Raw genomic sequence first — 21,911 nt, 5'->3', positions numbered from 1 at the left:
ATCCCTTACGGGGCCGCATCTAGACCCGCCGGACCGCCAGCCGGGTGAGGAGGGCGGTTCCCGCAGCCGGGGGCCGGTCCGAGGCGTTGGGGCCCCGCGGGGCGTTCACGGACGCCCACACGGACCTCAGCCTATCGGGGAGGGCGGTGCTCCGGGGCGCGATCAGAAGGTACAGCGCGGCGAGGACGGCGAGGCACAAGAGGATGAGGTCGGCGGTGCCGTGTTCGTCGGAGTGCTGCCCGGGTGTGTCGATGTCGGTCGTCAGCGTCGCGCGGGAGTCCGCGGCGTGCCGCGTGTCGGACGCGCGCTGTTCATCCCCTGTAGAGGGAAGTTCGACGTAGGAGGGGGAGACGGTGTTCCCGTGGGCCTCGGAGTGCCCGAAGGTGTGCATGGTCGTGAGGCCCATCGCGAGGGCCGCGACGAGCCCGACCAGGAGCAGTCGTCTCAACACGCGGACACCATACCCACAGGGGGTAATGGGCGCCGGTAGCGGTGCCGTCGCATGTGTCTCGTTCGACGATTCGAATTCGTTGAGGGACATCGGCATCTTCGCGGAGGTTGCGAAAAAATCACATTTCGGCCTCCGTGCCCCTTTACTTTTTGTGCTGCAAGTCATAGAATAAGAGGTATCGGTGAGGTGACCGTTCCCGTCCGTGACTCCACTGAGCATCGGCTGCGACAGCCGGGTCCCTCCCTCGCGCACCCCGAAACACATCCCCATATGGTTTCCCCACTCAATGAGGAGCAACGTCCAGATGACCCAAGGCCAAGCCATTCGAGGTACCCGTATCGGAGCCGTCCACTCCCTCGACGCCGAGCGGGGCGAGCCCGTGGCCCGCCAGACCGTCCGGTTCTGGTGCGCCAACGGGCACCAGACCGCCGCCAGTTTCGCCATGCAGGCCGACCTGCCCGAGCAGTGGGACTGCCGCCGTTGCGGATGGCCCGCCAGCCGCGACTCCGCCAATCCGCCGCAGCGCCCCGTCCTGAAGCCCTATAAGACCCACCTCGACTACGTCCAGGAGCGCCGCTCCGAGGAGGAGGCCGAGGACATCCTCGCCGAGGCGCTCGCGGCCCGCGCGGCGGCGCGGGGAGAGCTGTAGGAGTTCGGCCGCCCGCTCCGGGGCATCTCTCGACCGCCCCGGAGCGGACGGCCGCCTCTTTCCGTGGACAGGGCTCGTTTGCGGCCCTGGGATATTGTGGTTGGAGGCACAATAGGAGGTATCCCATGTCCGCCAACTTCAACGGCGTCCGCCCGTCCAGCGCCACCGCGGCCGGAGTCATTCTCTGGATCCTGGCCGGCCTCAAAGTACTCGTGACCCTGCTGACCTTCTCCGCGCTCGGAGACGCCTCGAGCCGGGGCGCCGACGTTCCCGGATGGCTGTACCTGCTTCTGGTCGCCGACCTCGGCCTCGCCGCCCTGGCCGCCTACGCGGCGTCCGGCGTGTTGGGCGGCAAGGACTCCGGCCGCGTGGCGGCCATGGTCGTCGCCTGGTCGGGCATAGTGATCGGCATCCTGACCGTCGTCAGCGGCAACCTCTTCGCCGTCATCGGCATCGGCCTCTCCGCGCTCGTCCTCAACCTGGTGAACAAGCAGGAGACCAAGGACTGGTGCGTCCGGTTATCGCCTCCTACGCCCGTCGTCGAGCATCGACCCGCCTTGCGCAAATCGCCGCAGCAGTAGACCGCAACTACATTGAGGCAGAACCCGTCACCGGGCACAGCATCGCCTGGCCCGGCATCGACGTTGACCACGCCTGGCAGATCCCGGACGAGTACTCGGCCACCAAAAAGATAGGAGTCTGGTCAGGGGTTCGGTTAAAGCGCTGGTTGCCAGATGTGGGGCGTGAATACCGAGGAAAGGGCCTGGGTGGCGGTTTTGCCGTGTTTCTGGGCGGTGTGGACATAGGAGCGCAGCACGGCGAACCGGTCGGCTCCGTCCCAGGATCGGAAGCCTCCGGACACCTTCATCTTGACCTTCGCCATCCGCACTTGCCGTTCGGCGGCGTTGTTCGAGAACTCCGCACGTTCGTCGGTGACGAACCGCAGGTAGTCCTCCCGTCGGTCCCTCAGGCGTGTGGCGAGGTTGTTCGCCTTCTTCTCCAATGGACTGCCCCGGTTGGCCGTCTCGGCCACGCCCTGATCGACGGCCTTCTCCCACGCCGCCAGATGCGTAGCGAGGTACCAGGGCCCGGTCATGGGCTCACCGGGCTCGGCCTCGACGCAGCGCTTGATCCGCTTCAAACTGGCCGAGACTCGGCAGGACCAGCAGTCGTCTCCGACATCGGCATCGCGGTGGACCGCATCGCACACGGCCTGCAACTCTCGCAGCGCGTGAGCATTACACAGCTGGTGGGCAACGATATTCGCGTAGGCATCGTACGGCGCCCAGCAGTCATGATGCATAACCCCGGTGAAGTGCGGGAGGATGTCCATCGCCGCGATGGCGTCCTTGCCTCGTTTGGGATGGGCGAGGAACACAGCCGCGGTCTCGTTCGAGGCCGAGTGCAGCCAGGCGAGTGTTCCTGCCACGCGGATACCGGTCTCGTCGACGAACAAGACCTCGCCCTCAGCCAGGTAGGCGCGAACACGCTCGATGAACTCCGACAAGCTGATCTTCTCCGCCGCGCGGGAGGCCATAGCCTCGACCGTCGCCGTCGACATGCGAGTACCAGTCACGGCCTCGATGGTCTCGGCCACCCGTTCTTTGGCGACAAACTGCACCTCATAGAGGTAGGCGGCCAGCGCTGAGACCTTTGGGCCGTATTGGACCGGCGCGACCACACCTTCCGGGGCCTGTGCCTTCTCTCGGTTCCCGCACTCGCACCGCAGCGAGTGAAGACGATGCTCGATGACCTCGGTACGCGGGTCGGGAATGTCGAACATCTGCCGGGACTCAAACCCCAAGGAATCGATATCGGACAGGTCAGCCTCGCACACACCGCAGGCGGCGGGGAAATGATCGACCACCCGGTCAGGGACAGCCACCCGCTGGAGGGTCCTCCCCTCATGGCCGGCCTGCCCGCCGGGCTTACGGTTCGACTTACGCCGCAGCGAACGCTTCTTCGCCGGCTTCTTGAACTGGTCAATTGATGAGGGCTTGGATGAATTCGAGGAATCCTTCCGAAGACGGGCCTCCAACTCCGCAACCCGCGCCTCCGCCTTCGCCGCCCGAGCCTCAGCTTTCACCGCGCGGGCCTCGGCCCGCTCTGCCCGCTCCTCAGCGGCATCAAGGCGACGCCTCAGGTCGACAACGAGCGCAGCCAGCTCCTCATAGGAAGGCGCGTTCTCGTTGTGACTCACCGAAACAGGCTAACAGTCGCTCTCTGGTTAGATCCGAAGACCTGACCAGTCTCAAAGATAGGAGACAATCAAACCATGATTGGGACAAAAACTATCCTCGAGGCCATGCTCGACGACGTTATCCTAGACCTCGACGGCGAGTTCCAACTCATCCCCGATTACTCCATTGGTCACGACCGCACATGCGTTGCCGTCACCGGAGACACCGACAAGTTTGGGCTGCTCATGTTCAACCTCGCAACATGGTCGTACAGCGACGACGACACTGACGGGTTCCATGCTAACGCCCAGGCATTCGCGGAAGCCGTCCGCATGGAAGGTCTGGGGAAGCAGAAGGTGATCTATTTCCCCTGTTGGGAACTCACATAGATAGCAAAGTGGATGCGGTTCTGCAGAGATCTCCAGGTTAGAACTGCATCCGCCGATCAGTGAGGGTTACGGCACTGTCCGAGCCTATTGAAGCCGCCGTGAGAACATTTCATAGTGGAGGAGTACTACTGGCCTGAAACAGGATCCTACGAGAACCTCGAACAGGACGCCCGAGAATCCTGGCAGGACACAGCCAAAGCGCTGTCAGAAGGAACCCAGATCGCAGGTAAAGTCATTGGCCGCCAACCGTTCGGCGTGTTCCTTCGCATCGACGGCCACCCCAACGCGATCGGACTAGCGGAAATGAGACTGGTCAGGTCTTCGGATCTAACCAGAGAGCGACTGTTAGCCTGTTTCGGTGAGTCACAACGAGAACGCGCCTTCCTATGAGGAGCTGGCTGCGCTCGTTGTCGACCTGAGGCGTCGCCTTGATGCCGCTGAGGAGCGGGCAGAGCGGGCCGAGGCCCGCGCGGTGAAAGCTGAGGCTCGGGCGGCGAAGGCGGAGGCGCGGGTTGCGGAGTTGGAGGCCCGTCTTCGGAAGGATTCCTCGAATTCATCCAAGCCCTCATCAATTGACCAGTTCAAGAAGCCGGCGAAGAAGCGTTCGCTGCGGCGTAAGTCGAACCGTAAGCCCGGCGGGCAGGCCGGCCATGAGGGGAGGACCCTCCAGCGGGTGGCTGTCCCTGACCGGGTGGTCGATCATTTCCCCGCCGCCTGCGGTGTGTGCGAGGCTGACCTGTCCGATATCGATTCCTTGGGGTTTGAGTCCCGGCAGATGTTCGACATTCCCGACCCGCGTACCGAGGTCATCGAGCATCGTCTTCACTCGCTGCGGTGCGAGTGCGGGAACCGAGAGAAGGCACAGGCCCCGGAAGGTGTGGTCGCGCCGGTCCAATACGGCCCAAAGGTCTCAGCGCTGGCCGCCTACCTCTATGAGGTGCAGTTTGTCGCCAAAGAACGGGTGGCCGAGACCATCGAGGCCGTGACTGGTACTCGCATGTCGACGGCGACGGTCGAGGCTATGGCCTCCCGCGCGGCGGAGAAGATCAGCTTGTCGGAGTTCATCGAGCGTGTTCGCGCCTACCTGGCTGAGGGCGAGGTCTTGTTCGTCGACGAGACCGGTATCCGCGTGGCAGGAACACTCGCCTGGCTGCACTCGGCCTCGAACGAGACCGCGGCTGTGTTCCTCGCCCATCCCAAACGAGGCAAGGACGCCATCGCGGCGATGGACATCCTCCCGCACTTCACCGGGGTTATGCATCATGACTGCTGGGCGCCGTACGATGCCTACGCGAATATCGTTGCCCACCAGCTGTGTAATGCTCACGCGCTGCGAGAGTTGCAGGCCGTGTGCGATGCGGTCCACCGCGATGCCGATGTCGGAGACGACTGCTGGTCCTGCCGAGTCTCGGCCAGTTTGAAGCGGATCAAGCGCTGCGTCGAGGCCGAGCCCGGTGAGCCCATGACCGGGCCCTGGTACCTCGCTACGCATCTGGCGGCGTGGGAGAAGGCCGTCGATCAGGGCGTGGCCGAGACGGCCAACCGGGGCAGTCCATTGGAGAAGAAGGCGAACAACCTCGCCACACGCCTGAGGGACCGACGGGAGGACTACCTGCGGTTCGTCACCGACGAACGTGCGGAGTTCTCGAACAACGCCGCCGAACGGCAAGTGCGGATGGCGAAGGTCAAGATGAAGGTGTCCGGAGGCTTCCGATCCTGGGACGGAGCCGACCGGTTCGCCGTGCTGCGCTCCTATGTCCACACCGCCCAGAAACACGGCAAAACCGCCACCCAGGCCCTTTCCTCGGTATTCACGCCCCACATCTGGCAACCAGCGCTTTAACCGAACCCCTGACCAGACTCAAATCCGCATGGCCCCAGTTGAGAGGCTTCAATGACACGCTGATCTTCACCGGCAGCCCCGGCGACTACGAGCTCTACCCGTACTTCATCGACACCAGCGCTGACGACGACGACTACTACTGGAAGAACGCGGACTAAGCCGCGGCCCAGTTCGTGATCACGAACCGGTGAACCGTCCGCACACCGAGCTTCACGAACGGGCAGGCGAGAAAGAACGGCTTCTTCAGCTTGACGGTGGTGGTCCGGGTGACCTGCGTCGAGCCGGCGGCGATGCTTTCTAGTTCAAAGCGCTCGACCACCTCGTCGGTGAAAAGCCGGTGTATGAGGTTCGTGCGGACCATCCGGAACTCCAGACGGTACGGCGGTTCCCACGCCGTGATTTCCTGGGTAACCGAGCCGTCAGCGGAAACGCATTCTCGTTGCTGACCGACTCCGCCCTCGCCGTCGGGAAGGCGGCATTCCACGGGTCGGGGCAGCCCGAGGCGGAACAGTAGTGAACGGTGGGGGAGCGTCGTGCGGGAGTCGCAGAGCAGCGGCCACACTGCTTCGATGGGCTTAGGGATGGGGTGAGAGGTGCGGACTTTCATGAGTGCAGTCTACGTTGAGGGGTTCAATTCAGTTGATTCAGATGTCCCTGCCTGAACATCTTTGAGGAGTGCTTCGACAGCTTGGGCGACCCCGTCGTCCTGATTCGAGGCCGTTTGGAACTGGGCTGCTGCAATGGCCTCAGGTTGTGCTCCGGCCATGGCAAACGAGCGACCTGCCCACGCGAGCATTGAGGCGTCGTTGGGCATGTCACCGAAGGCGACCACTGACTCAGGCGCTAGACCTCGTTCGGTGCACCAGGTGGCCAGGGCGTCGCCTTTGTTTACCGCTGCGGCATTATATTCGAGGATCGCATAGCGACCCCAGGACCACCGCACTACACCGGGGACCTCAATGTCAGCGACCGCTTCCAATATTCTGGGGCCGTCCATGGCCCGGTTCACAATGCGGTACTCGACCACGCCGTCGATGCGGTCCAACGTGTCTTCGAGAGCAGGAACGGCATACCACGGGTCATCCTGGTGCGCCGGGGTAGGAAGGTCCGACCCTTCGGCAAGAACTGAGGAACCCGTCTCAGCCATGAATGTAGCGCCAGGCAGTGCTTTGCGTGCGCGGCAGTGGAGTTCGCGAGCCGCCTCAATGTCGATGGTGTGGCGTACCTCGATGGCGCCCTGGGCCGGATCAACCCAGATCGCACCATTGTTGCATATTGCGAAGTCAATCGACGCTGTGAGGCCCGGGACGGCGTTGAGGCCGCGGGGGGTTGCGCGGTAATCGCCACCACGGTGATACCGCATGCGCGAGCGGCCAGCAGGGCTTCACGATTGCGGTCTGATATCTGGTGCTGGTTGTTGAGGAGTGTTCCATCCAGGTCAGTCGCGATGACTTTACAGTTGTCCACACGCTGAAGTATTCATGTTTCATGCCGCCTGCGGCAACAGGTGTGAACCGTGAGTCAGATCTCCAGAAGCGGCAATGGAGGTTGGAGCCCTTCAGATGGGTGGAGCAATGCTGGATGGGAAGATCGGCGACATCAGGATCCTGAATGCTCGTATGGACGCTATGCAGAAGGACAGGCCATCGCAAGTCCCCCGCATAAAGTGAGACCGTCTGGCGGCCGTGTACTCCGCCGGAACCACCCCTGAAGACATCATTCATGTCCTGCTCACCACCGAACCCAGCGTCATAGCTTGCATCAAGGCTCTCCCAGAGGCCAAACGTGTCGACGCATGAAGCCAAACGGGTGTGCCACTCCAGCCACGCGCATGGAACGGACCGGCGCGCGGAGGTGAAACGGCTGTGGAACACGGCGGAAGGCACTGTCCAGTGCTGCGGTAACGGTCGAGCCGGCGGAAGCAGTTGCAGGGTGGAACCCCGCCGCTTATACCACCATACTGGGGGTTTGCGGTTAGGCTACTTCGTCCATCTCATCACCATGTCGGCCAGGGCGCCCGGTGCATCCTCAAGCCGGTGGCGGTCGATGCTCCCCGCAATCCGGGGCAGTCTGTTGTGGAGATCGGGCCTGGTCGCCCAGAAGCTGTGAATGTGCCGCCGGAGGCACGCGTAGAGAAGGTCCCCAGGGTAGTAGTGTCAAACTGCTGGAGTCCTACTCGGTGATCGACGAGGAACTTCCCAGCAGCACTGGGAACTGTATCTACCAGGTCGAGCAGGACCTCCACGGCGACAATTCGCCACCGTACGTCTTCGTCAACGGCAAGTTCAGCACGTGGGAGAGCATCGAGAGAGCTGAATCGGTGTTTAACCAGATCGTGGAAGCTGAGCCGGCAATTCTCTATCACGGAGGCCGGGACTCAGCGAAGGTGAAGTTCGAATCCATAGAGGGTTGGGATGAGTCTCTCGTACTCGGACGCCCGAATGAGCGTGAAGACGGTCCGGCGTTTGCGATTGGCAGGATCAAGAGCAGTGTAGTCTACCTTAGATTCGGTTACACGTCGCCACGAGATCGTACTTCGTGTGGGGAGAACCGCGTGGAGGGCTGTTCGATCGCGCCTCAGGACCTGGCTCAATGGATGAACACTGACCTCATGCCCGAGGTTGGGATGCGGATCCGTTCTCGGTCAGAGTGAGGGGTGTTGGGACCCTCACTCTGACCGAGATGTACGTCGGGACTGTGCTGTCATTACCCCGCGCCCGCCGTGAAGCGTTTGCGCATGACGGCGACGAATCGGCGGGTGAGGCGCCGCTGCACCAGTCGCGATGCCGGGGCCGTCACTCTGGTGAGGACGGTTCCCGGACGGCTGAAGGACCGCACCGTGAAGCGGGTCCTCTCCGCTCCGGCCTCTTCGAGAAGGAAGAGCGCCTCGCCCTTTTCCGGGTGGCCCGGCAGGCCGCCGTAGGCGAAACCGGCTTCGCGCGGGCCGTCAGCGGCCCAGACGACTCGGCACGGCGCCGTGAGGGGGCCGAGTCTGAGGACGACCTTGGCTCCTTCGGCCGCGCGCACGGCGGCCGAGTCGGGGCGAAATCCCATGTCCCTGTGCAGTTCCCAGGTGAGGAGATACGCGGCCGCCTCGGAGAGAGGGGCGGGGATCTCCCCGGTCACGTCGAGATGGCGGTAGCCAGCGGGCATGGTCCCCTGCCGGGTCGCGCCGACTTCGGGGTAGGTGAGGGGAGGATCCGTTTCGGGGTTCACCATTCCCAGCGTAGTCGACGCCGCGGTCCGGCCGTGATCGAACACCGTGCGGCGGCCATGATCGCGATATAGGCCAGTGCCGTTACGAAGGACAGGGCCCCGGGTACGAGCCACCACGGTCCCTCGGGCCACGGCACGCCCGTGAAGGCGAGGTTCAGCAGACCCATCGGCACCACGGACAGGGCGAACGCGGCCACCGCGGCGAAGGCGCCGACGAAGAGAGCCTCACGCCGTACCATGGCGCGAATCTGCCTCGGCGTCATGCCGATCAGCCGAAGGCCCCGAAACTCCCCGCGCCGGCGCGAGGTCGCGGCGACCAGGTTGTTGCCGACGCCGAGGAGCACATAGCCCACGATGGCGAGTGCGACGGCGATCGAGACCCAGTCCCGCCCGCCTGTCCCCGCGCCGAGGGAGAACCCGTCCTCCACGACGGCCCCGGGAACGTTCCGCGCCCAATCCCGAACGACCGCACCCGAACCGGAGGCCAAGACTACGTCGGACCGGCCCGCGGCCCCCGCCAGGTCCTCGGAGAGGAGGAAGGGGCCGAAGCCGAACGAACGCTCGTAGACGGCGACCACAGTGGGCTCGACGGTGCGCCCGTCGGCCAGGACGAGTTCCAGCCCGTCGCCGACGCCGACATCGTGCAGCCAGGCGGCCGTGGAGCCCACGGCCACGGCGTCCCCGGTGAGGCCGTCCAGATCGCCCTCGGCGACCCGGGGATCGACCACTCCGTCGGCCCCTCCCAGCACCGTCGCCGGATAGGCCTCGCCTGTGGCCTTCCCGTCGGACTCCCCGGGGACGATCACCGTCGTCGCCCCGTAGGCGGCCGCCTCGACTCCCAGTCCGCGCAGTTCTGCCGTGTCCTCGCGGGGGACGCCGCCCAGGGCCGGTGCGGTCACGGTCGCCGTGACGTCTTCCGTCCCGTCTGCCAGTTCGTCCCCGATGACGGCGACCATGGTCCCCTTGGCCGCGAACTGGGTGATCGCCAGGCCCATGGCCAGAGCCAGAATCGTCGCGGTCGAGGCGGTCCGCAGGGCGAAGGCCTCGCTGTGGGCCATGGCCAGCCACGCCACCGGTCTCGCGCTGACCCGGCGCAGCAGCCGGACGGCGAAGAACCGCACCAGGAACGGCCCGGCGAGCGCCAGCCCGATCACCGCAGGGAGGATACCGCCCGCGACAGAGGCGAAAGCGGCCTCCGAGCGGGTGAACACCGGGACGACGGTGGTGGACAGGGCCAGCCCCATGAGCGCGGCGCCGGCGGCCAGGCGGAACGGCGCCGGCCGGCGCGGTTCGGTCGGCGACTCGGAGACCGCCTCCGTCGCGGGGATGCGGGAGATCCGCAGCGAAGCCGTCCGCGCCGAGATCTGGACGACCGCCACCACCAGGGCCAGGGCGGCGAGCGCCGGCAGGGGGCCGCGGACCACCGCGATGTCGTCTCCCATCAGTCCCTGGGCGGCCAGGAGAGAGGCGAAACCGTCGGCGAGGACATAACCCAGCGCGGCGCCGGGGAGGAATGCGAGAGACGCGACGACGGTGGCCTGCGCGGCGACCATCCGCCGCACTTCGCGGGGAGTGGCGCCGACGGCTCGCAGCAGGGCGATGTCCCGCCTTTGGCCGGTGACGGACGCCGAGACGGCGCCGGCGATGATGAAGCCGATCAGCAGCAGGAGGGTCCCACCGAGCGAGGCACCCACAGCGATGAGCTCACCCCTCTCCGAACCGGTGAGCTCCTCGACCTCGCCCAGGCCCGAGCCGGTCTCCGTCATGAGCCCGAGGTCCGAGGCGGCGGCTTCCAGGCCCCGGAGGTCGTCGGTCCTCACGGCCAGGTAGTCCACCGGCCCCGCCAGGTCGGAGGCCTCCGGCTGGGGCGCGTAGGCTCCGGCTCCGGGAAGGTCGACGACGGCGGTGAGGACCGCGGTGGTCTCCGAACCGTTGGCGAAGACGGTGACCTCCTCGCCCGGCGCGACCGAGGCGCGCTCGGCCACTTCCGTGTCGAGGACTATCTCGCCGGGCCCCGGAGCGAGGTCGGCGACGCCGGGATCGGCGAAGACGGCGATGTCCCAGCCGTGGCCCGGAGCCTCGACGGGATCGCCCGCCGCGTCGAGGACGGCGAAGTCGAAACCGGTCTCTACCGCCGCGGCCGTCACGCCCTCCAGGGAGGCGAGCGCGTCCGCGTCCTCTCGGGGCACGGCGACCCGGTCGGGGAAGGGGATGTCGAGGTCCTCGTCGACGGCGAAGGACTGGGGCGAGGCCACGACCGCGTCGGCGGACGCGGTCAGTTCGGCGTCCGCGTGCGAGCGGAGTCCGGTGTCGACCACGACCCCGGCGACGGTGGCGGCGGCGGTTCCTCCGAGGGCCGCGCAGCCGACGGCGACCAGACCGGCGATTCCCCGGTGCGCCATGTGGATCGAGGGGCCCAGCAGCGAGCTCATAGGACCCTCCTCCCTCTCTCGGCGCCGAGCGCCCCGGCCAGGCCCTCGGCGGTGGGGCCGGGCACGATTCCCCGGATCGCCCCGTCGGCCATGAGGACCGCCCGGTGCGTCCAGGCCGCCGCTACCGGGTCGTGGGTGACCATGACGGTCGTCTGCCCGAACTCGGCGACCATCTCGCTCAGCAGCGCGAGTATCCCGGCCGAGGTCTCCATGTCGAGGGCGCCGGTCGGTTCGTCGGCGAAGACGACCTCCGGACGGACTGCCAGCGCGCGGATCAGCGCCGCGCGCTGCTGCTGTCCGCCCGAGAGCTGTGCCGGGCGGCGGTGGAGCAGGTGGTCGATGCCGGCCCTTTCGGCCAGCAGCCGGAGCCACGCCGGGTCCGACGGGGTCCCGGCGAGGCGCAGCGGCAGGGTGATGTTGTCCTGCACCGTCAGGGCGGGCACGAGGTTGTAGCTCTGGAAGACGAACCCGACCTTGCCTCGCCGCAGCAGGGTCCGCTTCGTCTCGTTCAGCCGGGAGACCTCGGTATCACCAATATGGACAGTCCCCGAGGTCGGGGTGTCGAGGCCGGCGGCGCAGTGCATCAGGGTGCTCTTGCCCGAGCCGGAGGGGCCCATGACCGACAGGAACGACCCGCGGGGGACCTCCAGCGAGAGGCCGTCGAGGGCGACGGTGGCCTCCTCTCCGTCGCGGTAGACCTTGGAGACCCGGTCGAGGCGCAGGGCGGCGTTCACCGGCGCCTCCGCGCGACGTAGCGCAGGCCGAGCACGGCCAGCAGCACGACGGCTCCGCCTCCGAAGAGGGCCCCGAGCAGCTCGCGTCCGGTCAGCGACATGGCGGTGTTGGCGCCGGCGAGGACCGCCACGCCCACCCAGAGGAGGGCGTTGGCGCCGTCTACGCCCTTCTCGCCGCTCTGCCGCGGCGGCGTCCGGTCGTCGAATCGGTAGGGGTCGCTCATGTCGTCTCCTTGTGGCGATGGCGGTGTCCGGTGTTCCGTTCCGAGGCTATGGCGAACCACTCCCCGACACCTCACAGCGGACTGTGGCCCCGGGGTACAGCAGGCTGTACCTCCCGAACCCGAAGCGGCCGGAGGGAACCGGGAACACGTAGAATCCTCGGAGGAAAGGGCGGGATCGCAGTGGGACGGAACCCGGAATGCTGAGACGGGCGGGCGCCAGGGCCTGGTGGGGTTTCAAGTGGAGCGCCGCAGGGTTGGGTACCTCCATGGCCGCCCTCCTCATGACCGCCGTCGGCGCGGCGGTGGCAGCCCTCTCGCTCATCAGCGTCGGCCTGTTCGCCGTGCGCCCCTACCTCTGGCTGTTGCGATGCCTCGCCGACCTGGAGCGGCGCCGGCTCGGCGCCATCGGCGAACCGGTTCCCTCGCCCTACATGGAATCGCCGAAGACCCTGAGGGAAGCGCTGCGCACCGTCGTCGCAGACCCGACCGTACGGCGGGACCTCGGCTGGGCCGCGTCGCACGGGACATTCGGCCTCCTAGTCGGCGCGGTCGCCTTCCAGACCTTCCCCAACGCGGTGCGCGAGCTGACCACCGCCCTCTGGTGGCGCTGGGTCCCGCCCGGCGAGGCGACTCTCTTCAACGACCTCATCGCCGTGGACGACCAGCGCACCGCCCTGCTCGGCCTCCTCACCGGCTCGTTCTGGGCGCTCCTGGCCCTCTACGCCGTCCCCTGGCTCGTCCGGCTGCAGGCCATGCCCGAACGCCGCCTCCTGGGCCCCGAATCGGAGACCGACCTGACCGCGCGCGTCGCCGAACTGACCGCCACCCGCGCCGCGGCCCTCGACGCCCACGCCGTCGAACTGCGCCGCATCGAAAGAGCCCTGCACGACGGCGCCCAGAACCGGCTCGTGGCCGTCGCAATGCTCACCGGCATCGCCCGCCAGACGGTCCGGGACGACCCCGGCAATGCCGACGAGGTTCTCGGACGGGCCCAGGACGCCGCCGAGACGGCCCTGGCCGAGCTAAGGGGCGTCGTCCGCACGATCCTCCCTCCCGTCCTGGAGGACCGCGGCCTGGAAGGCGCCCTCTCCGCGCTCGCGGCCGACTGCCCCGTTCCCTGCTCGGTGAGCGTCGACGTCTCGGCCCGCTGCCCGGCGAGCGTGGAGTCCACCGCCTACTTCGCCGTGGCCGAAGCGCTCACCAACGCGGCCAAGCACTCCGGCGCGACGGAGACGGCGGTGACGGTGCGCCGCACAGGGTCGGAGCTCGTGGTGGAGGTGCGCGACAATGGCCGCGGCGGGGCCGACGCCTCGGAGGGGAGCGGCCTGACCGGAATCCTCCGGCGCGCCGAAGCGCTCGACGGAAAGGCGGCCGTCTCCAGCCCGCCGGGAGGGCCGACCACAGTGGAGGTGAGACTGCCGTGCGGGTCGTGATAGCCGAAGACGACGCCCTGCTCCGCGAGGGACTCGGGCTCATCCTGGGCAACCAGGGCTACGAAGTGGCCGCGGCCGTGGGCGACGCCGAGGCGTTCCTGGAGGCGGTGGAGGAGTGCGACCCGGACATCGCCGTCGTCGACGTGCGCATGCCGCCCACCCACACCGACGAAGGCGTGAGGGCGGCCGTTCGGGCCCGCCGGGACCGCCCCGACCTGGCAGTCGTCGTTCTATCTGCCTATGTGGAGCAGAGCTTCGCCACCGACCTGCTGGCGGAGGGCTCGCGGAAGGTCGGTTACCTCCTCAAGGAGCGCGTGGGACGGGTCGAGGCCTTCACCGAGGCGCTGCGGCGGGTCGCCGAGGGCGGCACCGCCATCGATCCGGAGGTGGTCTCGCAGCTCTTCGCCCGGCGCCGCGCGTCCGACGCCCTGGCCGACCTGAGCGAGCGCGAGCGCGATGTCCTGGCGGCCATGGCCGAGGGTTTCGGGAACTCCGCGATCGCCAAGCGCCTCTTCGTCACCGAGAACACCGTCCACAAGCACATCCGCAGCATCTTCCGCAAGCTGGGGCTCAGCCCCGACGACGACTCCGACCGCAGGGTGGCCGCCGTCCTGAAGTACCTGGACGGCAGCCGGCCTTGAGGCGTGCCCGGCCGGCCGCCGGCGGAGCCGGTCTCGGTCCGGAGCGTCACCCGCCGTCGGGGCGCAGCGAGTCGCCGATCCCGCAGAGGACGTCCGCCGCGCCCTCGGGTCGGACCAGGAAGCCGACGTGGCTGCTTTCCAAGTCGTGCACGGTGAACGGGTTGTCCGGGGCGAGGGCGTCGGCCTCGGCGACGAACAGGTCCTGCAGGGCCGGCGGAATGGACCGGTCGCCCGTCAGCCGGACGTAGCTGTGCGGCACCGCGTCCAAGGCCCGGCGGTCGGCCCTGCAGCGCTCTCCGCCGAAGTCGAGGGACTCGTCGGGTTCCAGGCTGTTGAGGAAGACGCGGAACTCGTCGTCGGTCCCCTCGGCGAGCATGGCCTCCTTGAGCGTCGCCAACAGCTTCTCGTCGCCGGTGCGCCAGTTCATGCGGATGGCGCCGATCGCGGCGGGGTCGGCCGCGAGGAGGCCGCCCACGTCGGCCAGCAGGCTGTCGCGGTTCTCCTCGCGGGCGGCGTACTCGGGCGGAGTCGAGGAGACGCAGCACCAGGCGGCGATGTAGACGACGTGGTCGACCAGTTCGGGGTGGGCGTTGAGGACTCCGGTGACGGGGATGCCGCCGCGGCTGTGCGCCACCAGCACCACCGGTCCCCTTTCTTTGGCGCGGCGCAGGACCGAGGCGAGGTGCTCGACGCCGTCGTCGAACGAGACGTCGGCGAGCGGGGACGGGGCGGTGGCGAGGGCCTCGAGGTCCTGGGGGGGCCTGGTAGGAGGCGGGGTAGGAGCCGGTGAAGCCGTGCCCGGGCAGGTCGACGGCGAGGGAGTGGCGGCCCCGCAGCGTCATCTCCCGCTGGAGGGCGGTCCAGGTGAAGGAGTTGGAGCTGGAGCCGTGCACGAATGCGAAAGTCGTTTGCATCCCGTTACATTACACGGTAGAACCGTTGCGCCCCAGCGGAACGAGTCGGCAGTCAGGCCCGCCAGTATCCCAGCGCGTGGATCCGCTGCTTGGGGATCCCCAACTCCTTCTTGGCGAAGGACGCGATCTGCCGGGTGCTCTTGGCCTCGCAGGTGATCCAGAGGTAGGCGTCCTCGGAGAAGAGGTCGGGAAGGTCCGTTCGGACCTGCTTGACCAGTGCCTCGCCGGTGTCGCCCCGGTCGATCCACCGCACTTCGTGCCGACCGTCCTCCACGCGCAGCGGCAGGTCGCGGTCCTCTTCGTGCTGCGTCTCGAACCAGATCACGGCCTCGGTGCGGTCGAAGTGGTCCAGCAGGGAGTTGACAGCGGGGGCCGAGGCGGCGTCGCCCACAATGCACAGCCGCGAAGGCGCGGGGTCGGGGTCGTGGAAGCGGGTGCCCTGGAGGGTCGCGTCTATCGTGTCGCCGGGGGCGGCGGCCTCGGCCCACTTGCTCGCCGAGCCCCCGTGCAGGGCGAACTCGATGCTGAAGGTGCCGGCCTCCGCGTCGGGGTCCACGAGGGTGAAGGCGCGCTGGTGCGGGTTGGAGTCCAGGTCGAACCAGAGGCGCACCCACATGGCCGGGTGCACTCCGGCCGCCGCGAGGAGGCCGCCGTCGGCGAAGTCCACGCGGCGGTACGTCGGGGTCACGTCTTCGGCGCCGGTCACCGTGAACTGGAAATCCTTGCCGCGGAAGAGTTTGAGGACGACGCCCTCCCAGCCGTGCGACACTGGTGCCTCCTTTGCCGGGACCGAGCGCCCGAGCTGATAGATCGTTCTAATGTCTCATATAGTAAGTTAGTCTCACCTTACTAGTCGAGGAGACCCAGGGGGCACCATGAGCTTCGAGATCCACCGCGACGCTTGGGGGATACCGCATCTGACGGCCGACGACGCCCTCGAACTCGCCTACGCGCAGGGGTGGAACGCCGCCCAGGACCGCGCCTGGCAGCTGGAGACGGCCCGGCACCGGGCCGAGGGAACCCTGAGCACGGTGGTCGGGGCCGGCGGAGTGGACTGGGACCGCTTCGCCCGCGGCGCCCTCATCGCCGACACCGCGCGGAAATGTCACCGGAACCTCGACGGCGAGACCCGGCAGTGGCTGTCCGAGTACGTCCGGGGCGTCAACGACGGTCTGGCCCGCTTCGCCCACCTCGCCCCCGAGTTCGCCCGCACCGGAACCGAACCGGGCACCTGGCGCTCCTGGACTCCGCTCGCCCACTGGATCGCGACCCACATCCTCTTCGTGGGCTTCCCCGTCAAACTCTTCCGCGAGCAGATCGCCCGCGTGCTCGGCGAGGACGCGGCCCCCCTGTTCGCCTTCGACGGCCCCGGAGTGGCCGGGAGCAACGGCTGGATGCTGGGCCCCGAGAAGACCGGCACCGGACTCCCCCTCCTGGCCGGAGACCCCCACCGCTACATCGAAGAACCGGGAACCTACCAGCAGATCCACCTCGTCTGCGACGAGTTCGACGTAGTCGGGCTGACGCTGCCCGGCATCCCCGGCGTCCAGCACTTCGGACACGCCGGCTCGGTCGCCTGGGGCATCACCAACGCCACGGCCGACGCCCAGGACCTCTACAGGGAACGCCTCCGCCGCAACGGAGACGCCGTCGAGGCCTGGGGCCCCGACGGCTGGGAGGACGTCCGCTCCCGGACCGAGGTGATCGACGTGGCCGGGGGAGAACCCCTCGAGGTCGAGATCCTGGAAACGGCCCGGGGGCCGGTCATCGCCGGAGAGGTCGGCGGAGACGGCGAGGCCGAGGCGCTCAGCCTGCGCTGCCCGACCCGGACCACCGCGGACCTCGGCTTCTCCGCCCTGCCGATCCTGCTGCGCGCCAAGACCGTGGCCGACGTCGACAGGGCCTGGGACGAGTGGACCGTCCCCGTCAACGTCGTGATGGCCGCCGACGCCGACGGAGGGATGCTGCACCGCGCCGCCGGACGCGTCCCCGACCGCGACGGGCGCAACATGCTCTTCCCCGTCCCGGCCTGGGAACGCGAGCACGAGTGGCGGGGTTGGAAGGACATGCCCCGCCGAGAGCCCGCCGCGGTCCACGCCATGGCCAACGAGAGCAGCCTCGCCGGCCCCCTCGGCAGGGAGTTCGCCGCGCCCCACCGCTACGACAGGATCCGAGAGATCCTGGAAGGGCGCGAAACGTGGGAGCCGGAGGACATGGCGCTCGTCCACACCGACACGCTCTCCCACACCGCCGGATTCCTCCTGGACCTGTGCGAGAAGGTCGACGGCCTCTCTCCCCGAGCGCAGGCCCTGCGGGAACGCCTGCGCGCCTGGGACCGCCGCATGGACGCCGACAGCCGCGACGCCGCCCTGTTCGCGAGACTGCGCTCCACCGTGGTCGTCGAGCTGGAGAAGCTGCCGCCATTCGCGGACCTCATGGACGGCACTGAGAGGCACCCGGCGATCTACCGGCAGTGGCTGGTCCTCCGCGCCCGGCTCGGGCACGTCCTGCCGAACCTTTTCATGGACGGCAACGGACTCGTCGGCGCCGAACGGCGCGACAGCGTTCTGAAGACCGCGCTGGAGACCGTCGCCGCCTCTGACGACGAGGCCACCTGGTCGGACTTGCACCGCCTCAACGTCCTGCGCGTCCTGCCCGAGGAGGACGACCTCCCCGGCGTCGGCGGCGACCACGACTGCGTCCTGTCCACCAGCTCCGCGCCCGGCATCACCGACGGCTTCCGCCGCGGATCGGTCGCCCGCTGGGTCTGGGACGTCTCCGACCGATCCCGGAGCCTCTGGATCGTCCCCTTCGGCGCCTCCGGGATCCCCGGCGACCCCCACGCGCGCGACCAGTTCCCGCTGTGGGCCAAAGGCCGCCTCGCACCGGTCGTCACCGACCGGACCGACATGGAACTCGAGTACCGGTCCTGACAACGGGGCCGACGGTCCGGGCGGGGCAACGCCTTGCGGCGTCCCGCCTCGCCCCGACGCCCGACCCGCCGGACGCGCGCCATAACCGGCCTCCCGAGCTGCGCGTCGACCCGGGACCACGCCTTATCATGGTCGTCATGCACCACCAGGACGGTTACCCCGGCGACCGCGACATCCACGCGAGACTCCTGGGGCCCGTCCGATTCGAGTGCGGTGGCGAGCGACTGGCACTGCCCGGCGCCCAGCTGCCGAAACTCCTCGCCCTGCTGGCGCTGCGACCCGGTCGGCCGGTCCCCCTCGACAGGGCGATCGCCCTGCTGTGGCCCGACCGGGTCCCCGAACACGGCGTCCGCATGGCGCAGAACCTGGTCAGCCGACTCCGCACATCCCTCCATCGAGCCGGGCACCGGGGACTGAAGGTCGAACGCCGCACCGTAGCCCTCCTCGACGCGCACTCCGACGCCGAACGGTTCGAAGCGCTCGCCGCCGACGCCCGGCGGGCCCACCGGGCCGGCGACCACCGGGCGGAGACCTCCCGGTACGAGAGCGCCCTGGACCTCGTCAGGGGAGAACCGCTCCTGGGCCTGGACGGACCGGCCTTCGCCGCCGAAGCCTCCCGCCTGGCCGCCCTGCTCGACCGGACGCGCAACGCCCACATGGAAGCGCTCCTCGAAGCGGGGGAGTACGAGCGGGTCCTGGAGCACGCCGGAAGGGCCCTCACCCGCGACCCCCTGTCCCAGCAGGCGACCCGCGCCGCCATGATCGCCCAGCACCACAGGGGAGAATCCCAGGCCGCCTGCGAAGCCTACCGGAACCTCAGGGACTCCCTCGCCGAGGAGACCGGGCTCGACCCGAACCCCGAACTCACCGAGACCTTCGAGCACATCCTGCGCGGAACCCTCCCCGCCGACCCGGCCCCGCCCGCGCCGCAAACGGCCGGCCCCGTACCCCGCGAACTCCCCACCGCCCCCGCCCATTTCCTGGGACGCGATGCCCTGGCGAAGGACCTCGCCGACAAGCTCACCCGCGGCGGGGCCTCCGGCCGGCCCGAGATCGTCGCGGTCAACGGGGCCGGAGGAACGGGGAAGTCCGCCCTCGCCGTCCACATAGCCCACTCGATCGCCCCGGACTTCCCCGACGGGCAGCTCTACGTCGACCTCCACGGCACCACCCCCGGGCGCGAGCCCCTGGGGTCCGGGCACGTCCTGCACCGCTTCCTGCGCACCCTCGGCGCCACCACGGTAGAGCTCCCCGACGACGAGGAGGCCGCCGCGCTCTACCGGACGGCCACGGCGGGCAAGAGGATCCTCATCGTCCTCGACAACGCGCGCGACGCCGGGCAAGTCCGCCCGCTCCTCCCCGGCGGCCCCGGCTGCGCGGTCATCGTCACCAGCCGCCGCGCCGTCGCCTCCATCGACGGCGCCGCACTGGTCCCCCTGGACGTCCTCGACGACCGCTCCGCCCTGCGCCTCCTCACCCGGGCCTCCGGCCGACAGGCGGGGGAGGACCGGGAGGGCGTGCTCGCGGAACTCGCCGCGCACTGCGGAGGACTGCCCCTGGCACTGTGCATCCTCGCGGCCCGCCTCCGGTCCGGCGCGCCCGAGGAACTGGACCGGATCCGCGACTTCATGCGGCGCGACGCCGACCGCCTCGACGAGTTCGCCGACAACGAGCGGTCCCTGGCCGCGAGCCTGAACGTCGGCATCCGCGACCTGCAGACCTCGCCCACCGGACGACAGGCGGTGGACCTGTTCCGCCGCATCGGACTCCACAGCGGACCCCACATCGGCCCGGAGGCCGCCGCCGCGATGACCGCGACGCCGGTGCCCGAGGCGCGCCGCACGATGCACGCCCTGTTCCAGGCCCGCCTGGTCGAGCCGGCCGGGCCGGACCGCTACCGGACCCACGACGTCGTCAGGCTCTTCGCCCGGCGCATGGCGGGAGGACTCCCGACCGAGGAGAGGGACGAGGCGCTCGCACGGCTCAAGGGCCACTACCTGCAGTCGGCGCGGGCCGCCTACGCCCTCCACGACCCCCGCACCGTCGACGACCCCGGACTGCCCCCGGAGGACCCTCGGATCCCGCGCGCGTCCATGGAGGGCAAGGAGGAGGCCTACGAGTGGCTAGAGGCCGAACTCCCGACCATGGTCGAACTGGCCCGCCGTGCCCTGGCCGAGCCCGAACCGGACCGGGAGTTCGCCGGGCGGATCGGGCGGGCGGTCCTCGGCCCGCTCATGCAGAACTACTCCCACATCTCCGACCTCCTCCACCTCGCCCGCACGGCCTCCGAGGCCGCGGCGGGGCCCCGCCGCCCCTGGCACGGCTACGCCCACCGCACCTACGCCCAGCTCAACACGCAGCTGCGGAGATTCGACACCGCGGCGAGCGCCTTCGCCGAGGCCAAGCGGATCGCCGCGGAGGACGGCGACGAGTGCGAGAGCCTGTGGCTGTCGGTCAACGAGGCCCGCATGACCATGATGGCGGGGGACCACGGGGCGGCGCTGGCCGAGTTCCAGAGGCTGCTTCCGCCGGTGCGCCGCTTGGGGCTGCAGCGCCACGAGGCGTGGATCAAGGTGTACGAGTCGCTGATCCTGGACGCCCGGGGCGAGGTCGGCGCCGCGGTCGCCGCCGGCGGGGAGGCGGTGTCGCTGGCGCGCGCCGGCCGGCTGGACGTCGTCGCCGAGACCGAGTACGCGGGCGTCCTGTGCAACCACGGCTTCCGGCTGTCCCGGGCGGGCAGGAGGGACGAGGCGCTGGAGGCGTTCGAATCCGTCGAGGGGATCGTCATGGCGCGCGGACAAGCGCGGTCCAGCGTCCACGCCGAGGCCCTCTGGGGCGTCGCGGAGATCCACCACGCGGAGGGCCGGCCGGCCGACGCGCGGCGCTGCTGGGACGAGGCCGCGGTGATCATCCGGCGCCTGGGCCTGGTGGACGAGGAGACGTTCCAGGGGTTCCTGCGAAGCCCCCGGCCCCGGGTGCCGGCCGCCTTCCGCCTCTGAACCGGAGCCGGGGCGGGGCTGTGTCCCGCGTCATCGAGAAATCTCGGATTTGTCCGTCATAAGAGTGTAATTCGGCCGTCTTGAGTCGTGTATGGGCCCGGACTCACTAGAAAGGCGCAACCCATGCTTGCCGAATCCCACCCCGCGGGGACGTTCAAGACCGTCGCCAAGGCGACCGAGCGCCGCTGGACTGTCACCTTCACCTACGAGCTGAAGACCATCGCCGGCGAGGAGGGAGTGCTCTGGGTCGACGACGGAGTGCTGCCCTACTCCGTCGCGACGGTCTACAACCTGCGCCGTCTCCACTACGGGGGAGCGACCATCGCCTGGCACGCGCACTTCGAGAACGAGGACGCGCTGTGGAAGCAGTCGATGGTGCGCCTCATCGTCTCGTCGGCCACCAACGAGGGCACGCGCGCGCCGCGCCAGAGGGGGCCGAAGGAATGACGCCGGGGCTCCGGGGCCGGCCAGGGGCACCGGAGCCTCTCAACTCCTGGGGACGTACATGATCACGGCCACGCCGAGGAGGCACAGGGCCGCGCCGACGAAGTCCCACCGGTCGGGGCGGAAACCGTCGACGACCATGCCCCAGGCCAGTGAGCCGGCGACGAAGACGCCGCCGTAGGCGGCCAGGATCCGTCCGAAGTGGGCCTCCGGCTGCAGGGTGGCGACGAAGCCGTAGAGGCCCAGGGCGATCACGCCGGCCGCGATCCACAGCAGGCCCCTGTGCTCGCGCACCCCCTGCCACACCAGCCAGGCCCCGCCTATCTCGGCGAGGGCGGCGAGTGCGAAGAGGAGGATCGATTGCAGAAAAGTCACCGGTCCATCGTAGAGGCCGGGCGGGGCGGGCGGGCCCCGGCCGGGGAGGACCGG

General features: G+C 68.8%; 21 protein-coding genes and 2 pseudogenes. 11 read left to right on the top strand and 12 right to left on the bottom strand.

Annotated elements, in window-relative coordinates:
* Positions 1-19: 19 nt before the first annotated feature.
* Positions 20-451 carry a hypothetical protein gene (locus ACFTE1_RS10760; protein ID WP_380621961.1) on the bottom strand — a complete coding sequence of 144 codons (432 nt, stop codon included), beginning with the start codon at positions 449-451 and terminating at the stop codon, positions 20-22.
* A 304-nt stretch (positions 452-755) separates the two neighbouring features.
* Between ACFTE1_RS10760 and ACFTE1_RS10755 the strand changes: the two genes are divergently transcribed.
* Together ACFTE1_RS10755 and ACFTE1_RS10750 are read left to right on the top strand one after the other, a co-directional pair.
* Complete coding sequence (locus tag ACFTE1_RS10755; protein ID WP_380621963.1) at positions 756-1,100, top strand: RNA polymerase-binding protein RbpA; 345 nt, start codon at positions 756-758, stop codon at positions 1,098-1,100.
* 125 nt (positions 1,101-1,225) lie between these two features.
* The gene (locus ACFTE1_RS10750; RefSeq protein ID WP_380621965.1) at positions 1,226-1,681 is read left to right on the top strand and encodes a hypothetical protein; all 456 of its coding nucleotides are present in this window, start codon (positions 1,226-1,228) and stop codon (positions 1,679-1,681) included.
* Between the two features lie 134 nt (positions 1,682-1,815).
* On the opposite strand, the gene tnpC (ACFTE1_RS10745) is transcribed toward ACFTE1_RS10750, so the two are convergent.
* The gene (tnpC, locus tag ACFTE1_RS10745) at positions 1,816-3,300 is read right to left on the bottom strand and encodes an IS66 family transposase (RefSeq protein ID WP_380762700.1); all 1,485 of its coding nucleotides are present in this window, start codon (positions 3,298-3,300) and stop codon (positions 1,816-1,818) included.
* A gap of 105 nt (positions 3,301-3,405) precedes the next feature.
* Between tnpC (ACFTE1_RS10745) and ACFTE1_RS10740 the strand changes: the two genes are divergently transcribed.
* From ACFTE1_RS10740 to tnpC (ACFTE1_RS10730), 3 genes are all read left to right on the top strand, one after another.
* Entirely contained in the window at positions 3,406-3,669 is a 264-nt protein-coding gene (locus ACFTE1_RS10740; RefSeq protein WP_380624780.1) for a hypothetical protein, read from the top strand.
* Between the two features lie 114 nt (positions 3,670-3,783).
* Positions 3,784-4,059 (top strand): hypothetical protein, encoded by a 276-nt coding sequence (locus tag ACFTE1_RS10735; protein WP_380624778.1) that lies wholly within the window; start codon positions 3,784-3,786, stop codon positions 4,057-4,059.
* The gene (tnpC, locus tag ACFTE1_RS10730; protein WP_380762700.1) at positions 4,028-5,512 is read left to right on the top strand and encodes an IS66 family transposase; all 1,485 of its coding nucleotides are present in this window, start codon (positions 4,028-4,030) and stop codon (positions 5,510-5,512) included. Before ACFTE1_RS10735 ends, tnpC (ACFTE1_RS10730) begins: the two co-directional genes overlap by 32 nt.
* 154 nt (positions 5,513-5,666) lie before the next feature.
* Here the strand turns inward: tnpC (ACFTE1_RS10730) and ACFTE1_RS10725 are convergent, their stop codons facing one another.
* The 3 genes and pseudogenes from ACFTE1_RS10725 to ACFTE1_RS10715 form a co-directional block, all read right to left on the bottom strand.
* On the bottom strand, positions 5,667-6,119 hold the full coding sequence (locus ACFTE1_RS10725; RefSeq protein ID WP_380621969.1) for an SRPBCC family protein: 453 nt from the start codon (positions 6,117-6,119) through the stop codon (positions 5,667-5,669).
* Between the two features lie 9 nt (positions 6,120-6,128).
* Positions 6,129-6,875, bottom strand: a complete 747-nt coding sequence (locus ACFTE1_RS10720) for an HAD family hydrolase (RefSeq protein WP_380621971.1) — start codon at positions 6,873-6,875, stop codon at positions 6,129-6,131.
* Positions 6,833-6,979, bottom strand: a pseudogene (locus ACFTE1_RS10715) (HAD hydrolase family protein); the annotation flags it as partial. The pseudogene ACFTE1_RS10715 and the gene ACFTE1_RS10720, both read right to left, overlap by 43 nt.
* A gap of 712 nt (positions 6,980-7,691) precedes the next feature.
* Here ACFTE1_RS10715 and ACFTE1_RS10710 point away from each other — a divergent pair.
* Positions 7,692-8,165, top strand: coding sequence for a hypothetical protein (locus ACFTE1_RS10710; RefSeq protein WP_380621973.1), 474 nt, complete (start codon positions 7,692-7,694; stop codon positions 8,163-8,165).
* Between the two features lie 53 nt (positions 8,166-8,218).
* Here the strand turns inward: ACFTE1_RS10710 and ACFTE1_RS10705 are convergent, their stop codons facing one another.
* From ACFTE1_RS10705 to ACFTE1_RS10690, 4 genes are read right to left on the bottom strand one after another with little or no spacing between them, the layout of a single operon-like run.
* The gene (locus ACFTE1_RS10705; RefSeq protein ID WP_380621976.1) at positions 8,219-8,728 is read right to left on the bottom strand and encodes a DUF1990 family protein; all 510 of its coding nucleotides are present in this window, start codon (positions 8,726-8,728) and stop codon (positions 8,219-8,221) included.
* The gene (locus ACFTE1_RS10700) at positions 8,725-11,160 is read right to left on the bottom strand and encodes an FtsX-like permease family protein (protein ID WP_380621979.1); all 2,436 of its coding nucleotides are present in this window, start codon (positions 11,158-11,160) and stop codon (positions 8,725-8,727) included. The genes ACFTE1_RS10705 and ACFTE1_RS10700 overlap by 4 nt, the downstream gene beginning before the upstream one ends.
* A complete protein-coding gene (locus ACFTE1_RS10695) occupies positions 11,157-11,894 on the bottom strand; it encodes an ABC transporter ATP-binding protein (RefSeq protein WP_380621982.1) in 738 nt (245 codons plus the stop codon). The genes ACFTE1_RS10700 and ACFTE1_RS10695 overlap by 4 nt, the downstream gene beginning before the upstream one ends.
* Complete coding sequence (locus ACFTE1_RS10690; protein WP_380621985.1) at positions 11,891-12,118, bottom strand: hypothetical protein; 228 nt, start codon at positions 12,116-12,118, stop codon at positions 11,891-11,893. Before ACFTE1_RS10690 ends, ACFTE1_RS10695 begins: the two co-directional genes overlap by 4 nt.
* Positions 12,119-12,315: 197 nt before the next feature.
* Here ACFTE1_RS10690 and ACFTE1_RS10685 point away from each other — a divergent pair, with 197 nt between their 5' ends.
* Together ACFTE1_RS10685 and ACFTE1_RS10680 are read left to right on the top strand one after the other, a co-directional pair.
* Positions 12,316-13,551 (top strand): sensor histidine kinase, encoded by a 1,236-nt coding sequence (locus ACFTE1_RS10685; protein WP_380621987.1) that lies wholly within the window; start codon positions 12,316-12,318, stop codon positions 13,549-13,551.
* Positions 13,539-14,192, top strand: a complete 654-nt coding sequence (locus ACFTE1_RS10680; protein WP_380621990.1) for a response regulator transcription factor — start codon at positions 13,539-13,541, stop codon at positions 14,190-14,192. Before ACFTE1_RS10685 ends, ACFTE1_RS10680 begins: the two co-directional genes overlap by 13 nt.
* 46 nt (positions 14,193-14,238) lie before the next feature.
* Here ACFTE1_RS10680 and ACFTE1_RS10675 read toward each other — a convergent pair.
* Together ACFTE1_RS10675 and ACFTE1_RS10670 are read right to left on the bottom strand one after the other, a co-directional pair.
* Positions 14,239-14,895, bottom strand: a pseudogene (locus ACFTE1_RS10675) (alpha/beta fold hydrolase); the annotation flags it as partial.
* 263 nt (positions 14,896-15,158) lie between these two features.
* Entirely contained in the window at positions 15,159-15,875 is a 717-nt protein-coding gene (locus tag ACFTE1_RS10670) for a siderophore-interacting protein (protein WP_380621995.1), read from the bottom strand.
* A gap of 106 nt (positions 15,876-15,981) precedes the next feature.
* Between ACFTE1_RS10670 and ACFTE1_RS10665 the strand changes: the two genes are divergently transcribed.
* The 3 genes from ACFTE1_RS10665 to ACFTE1_RS10655 all read left to right on the top strand — a co-directional run bounded on the left by ACFTE1_RS10665 (position 15,982) and on the right by ACFTE1_RS10655 (position 21,485).
* The gene (locus ACFTE1_RS10665; RefSeq protein WP_380621998.1) at positions 15,982-18,039 is read left to right on the top strand and encodes a penicillin acylase family protein; all 2,058 of its coding nucleotides are present in this window, start codon (positions 15,982-15,984) and stop codon (positions 18,037-18,039) included.
* Between the two features lie 137 nt (positions 18,040-18,176).
* On the top strand, positions 18,177-21,038 hold the full coding sequence (locus ACFTE1_RS10660) for an AfsR/SARP family transcriptional regulator (protein WP_380622001.1): 2,862 nt from the start codon (positions 18,177-18,179) through the stop codon (positions 21,036-21,038).
* Positions 21,039-21,161: 123 nt separating this feature from the next.
* On the top strand, positions 21,162-21,485 hold the full coding sequence (locus tag ACFTE1_RS10655; RefSeq protein ID WP_380622004.1) for a hypothetical protein: 324 nt from the start codon (positions 21,162-21,164) through the stop codon (positions 21,483-21,485).
* A 39-nt stretch (positions 21,486-21,524) separates the two neighbouring features.
* Here the strand turns inward: ACFTE1_RS10655 and ACFTE1_RS10650 are convergent, their stop codons facing one another.
* Positions 21,525-21,857, bottom strand: a complete 333-nt coding sequence (locus tag ACFTE1_RS10650; RefSeq protein ID WP_380622007.1) for a YnfA family protein — start codon at positions 21,855-21,857, stop codon at positions 21,525-21,527.
* Positions 21,858-21,911: the final 54 nt, after the last annotated feature.

Source organism: Salininema proteolyticum, from assembly GCF_042685645.1.
Classification (GTDB): Bacteria; Actinomycetota; Actinomycetes; order Mycobacteriales; family Micromonosporaceae; genus Salininema; species Salininema proteolyticum.
This window is presented reverse-complemented; position numbering and strand designations above follow the sequence as displayed.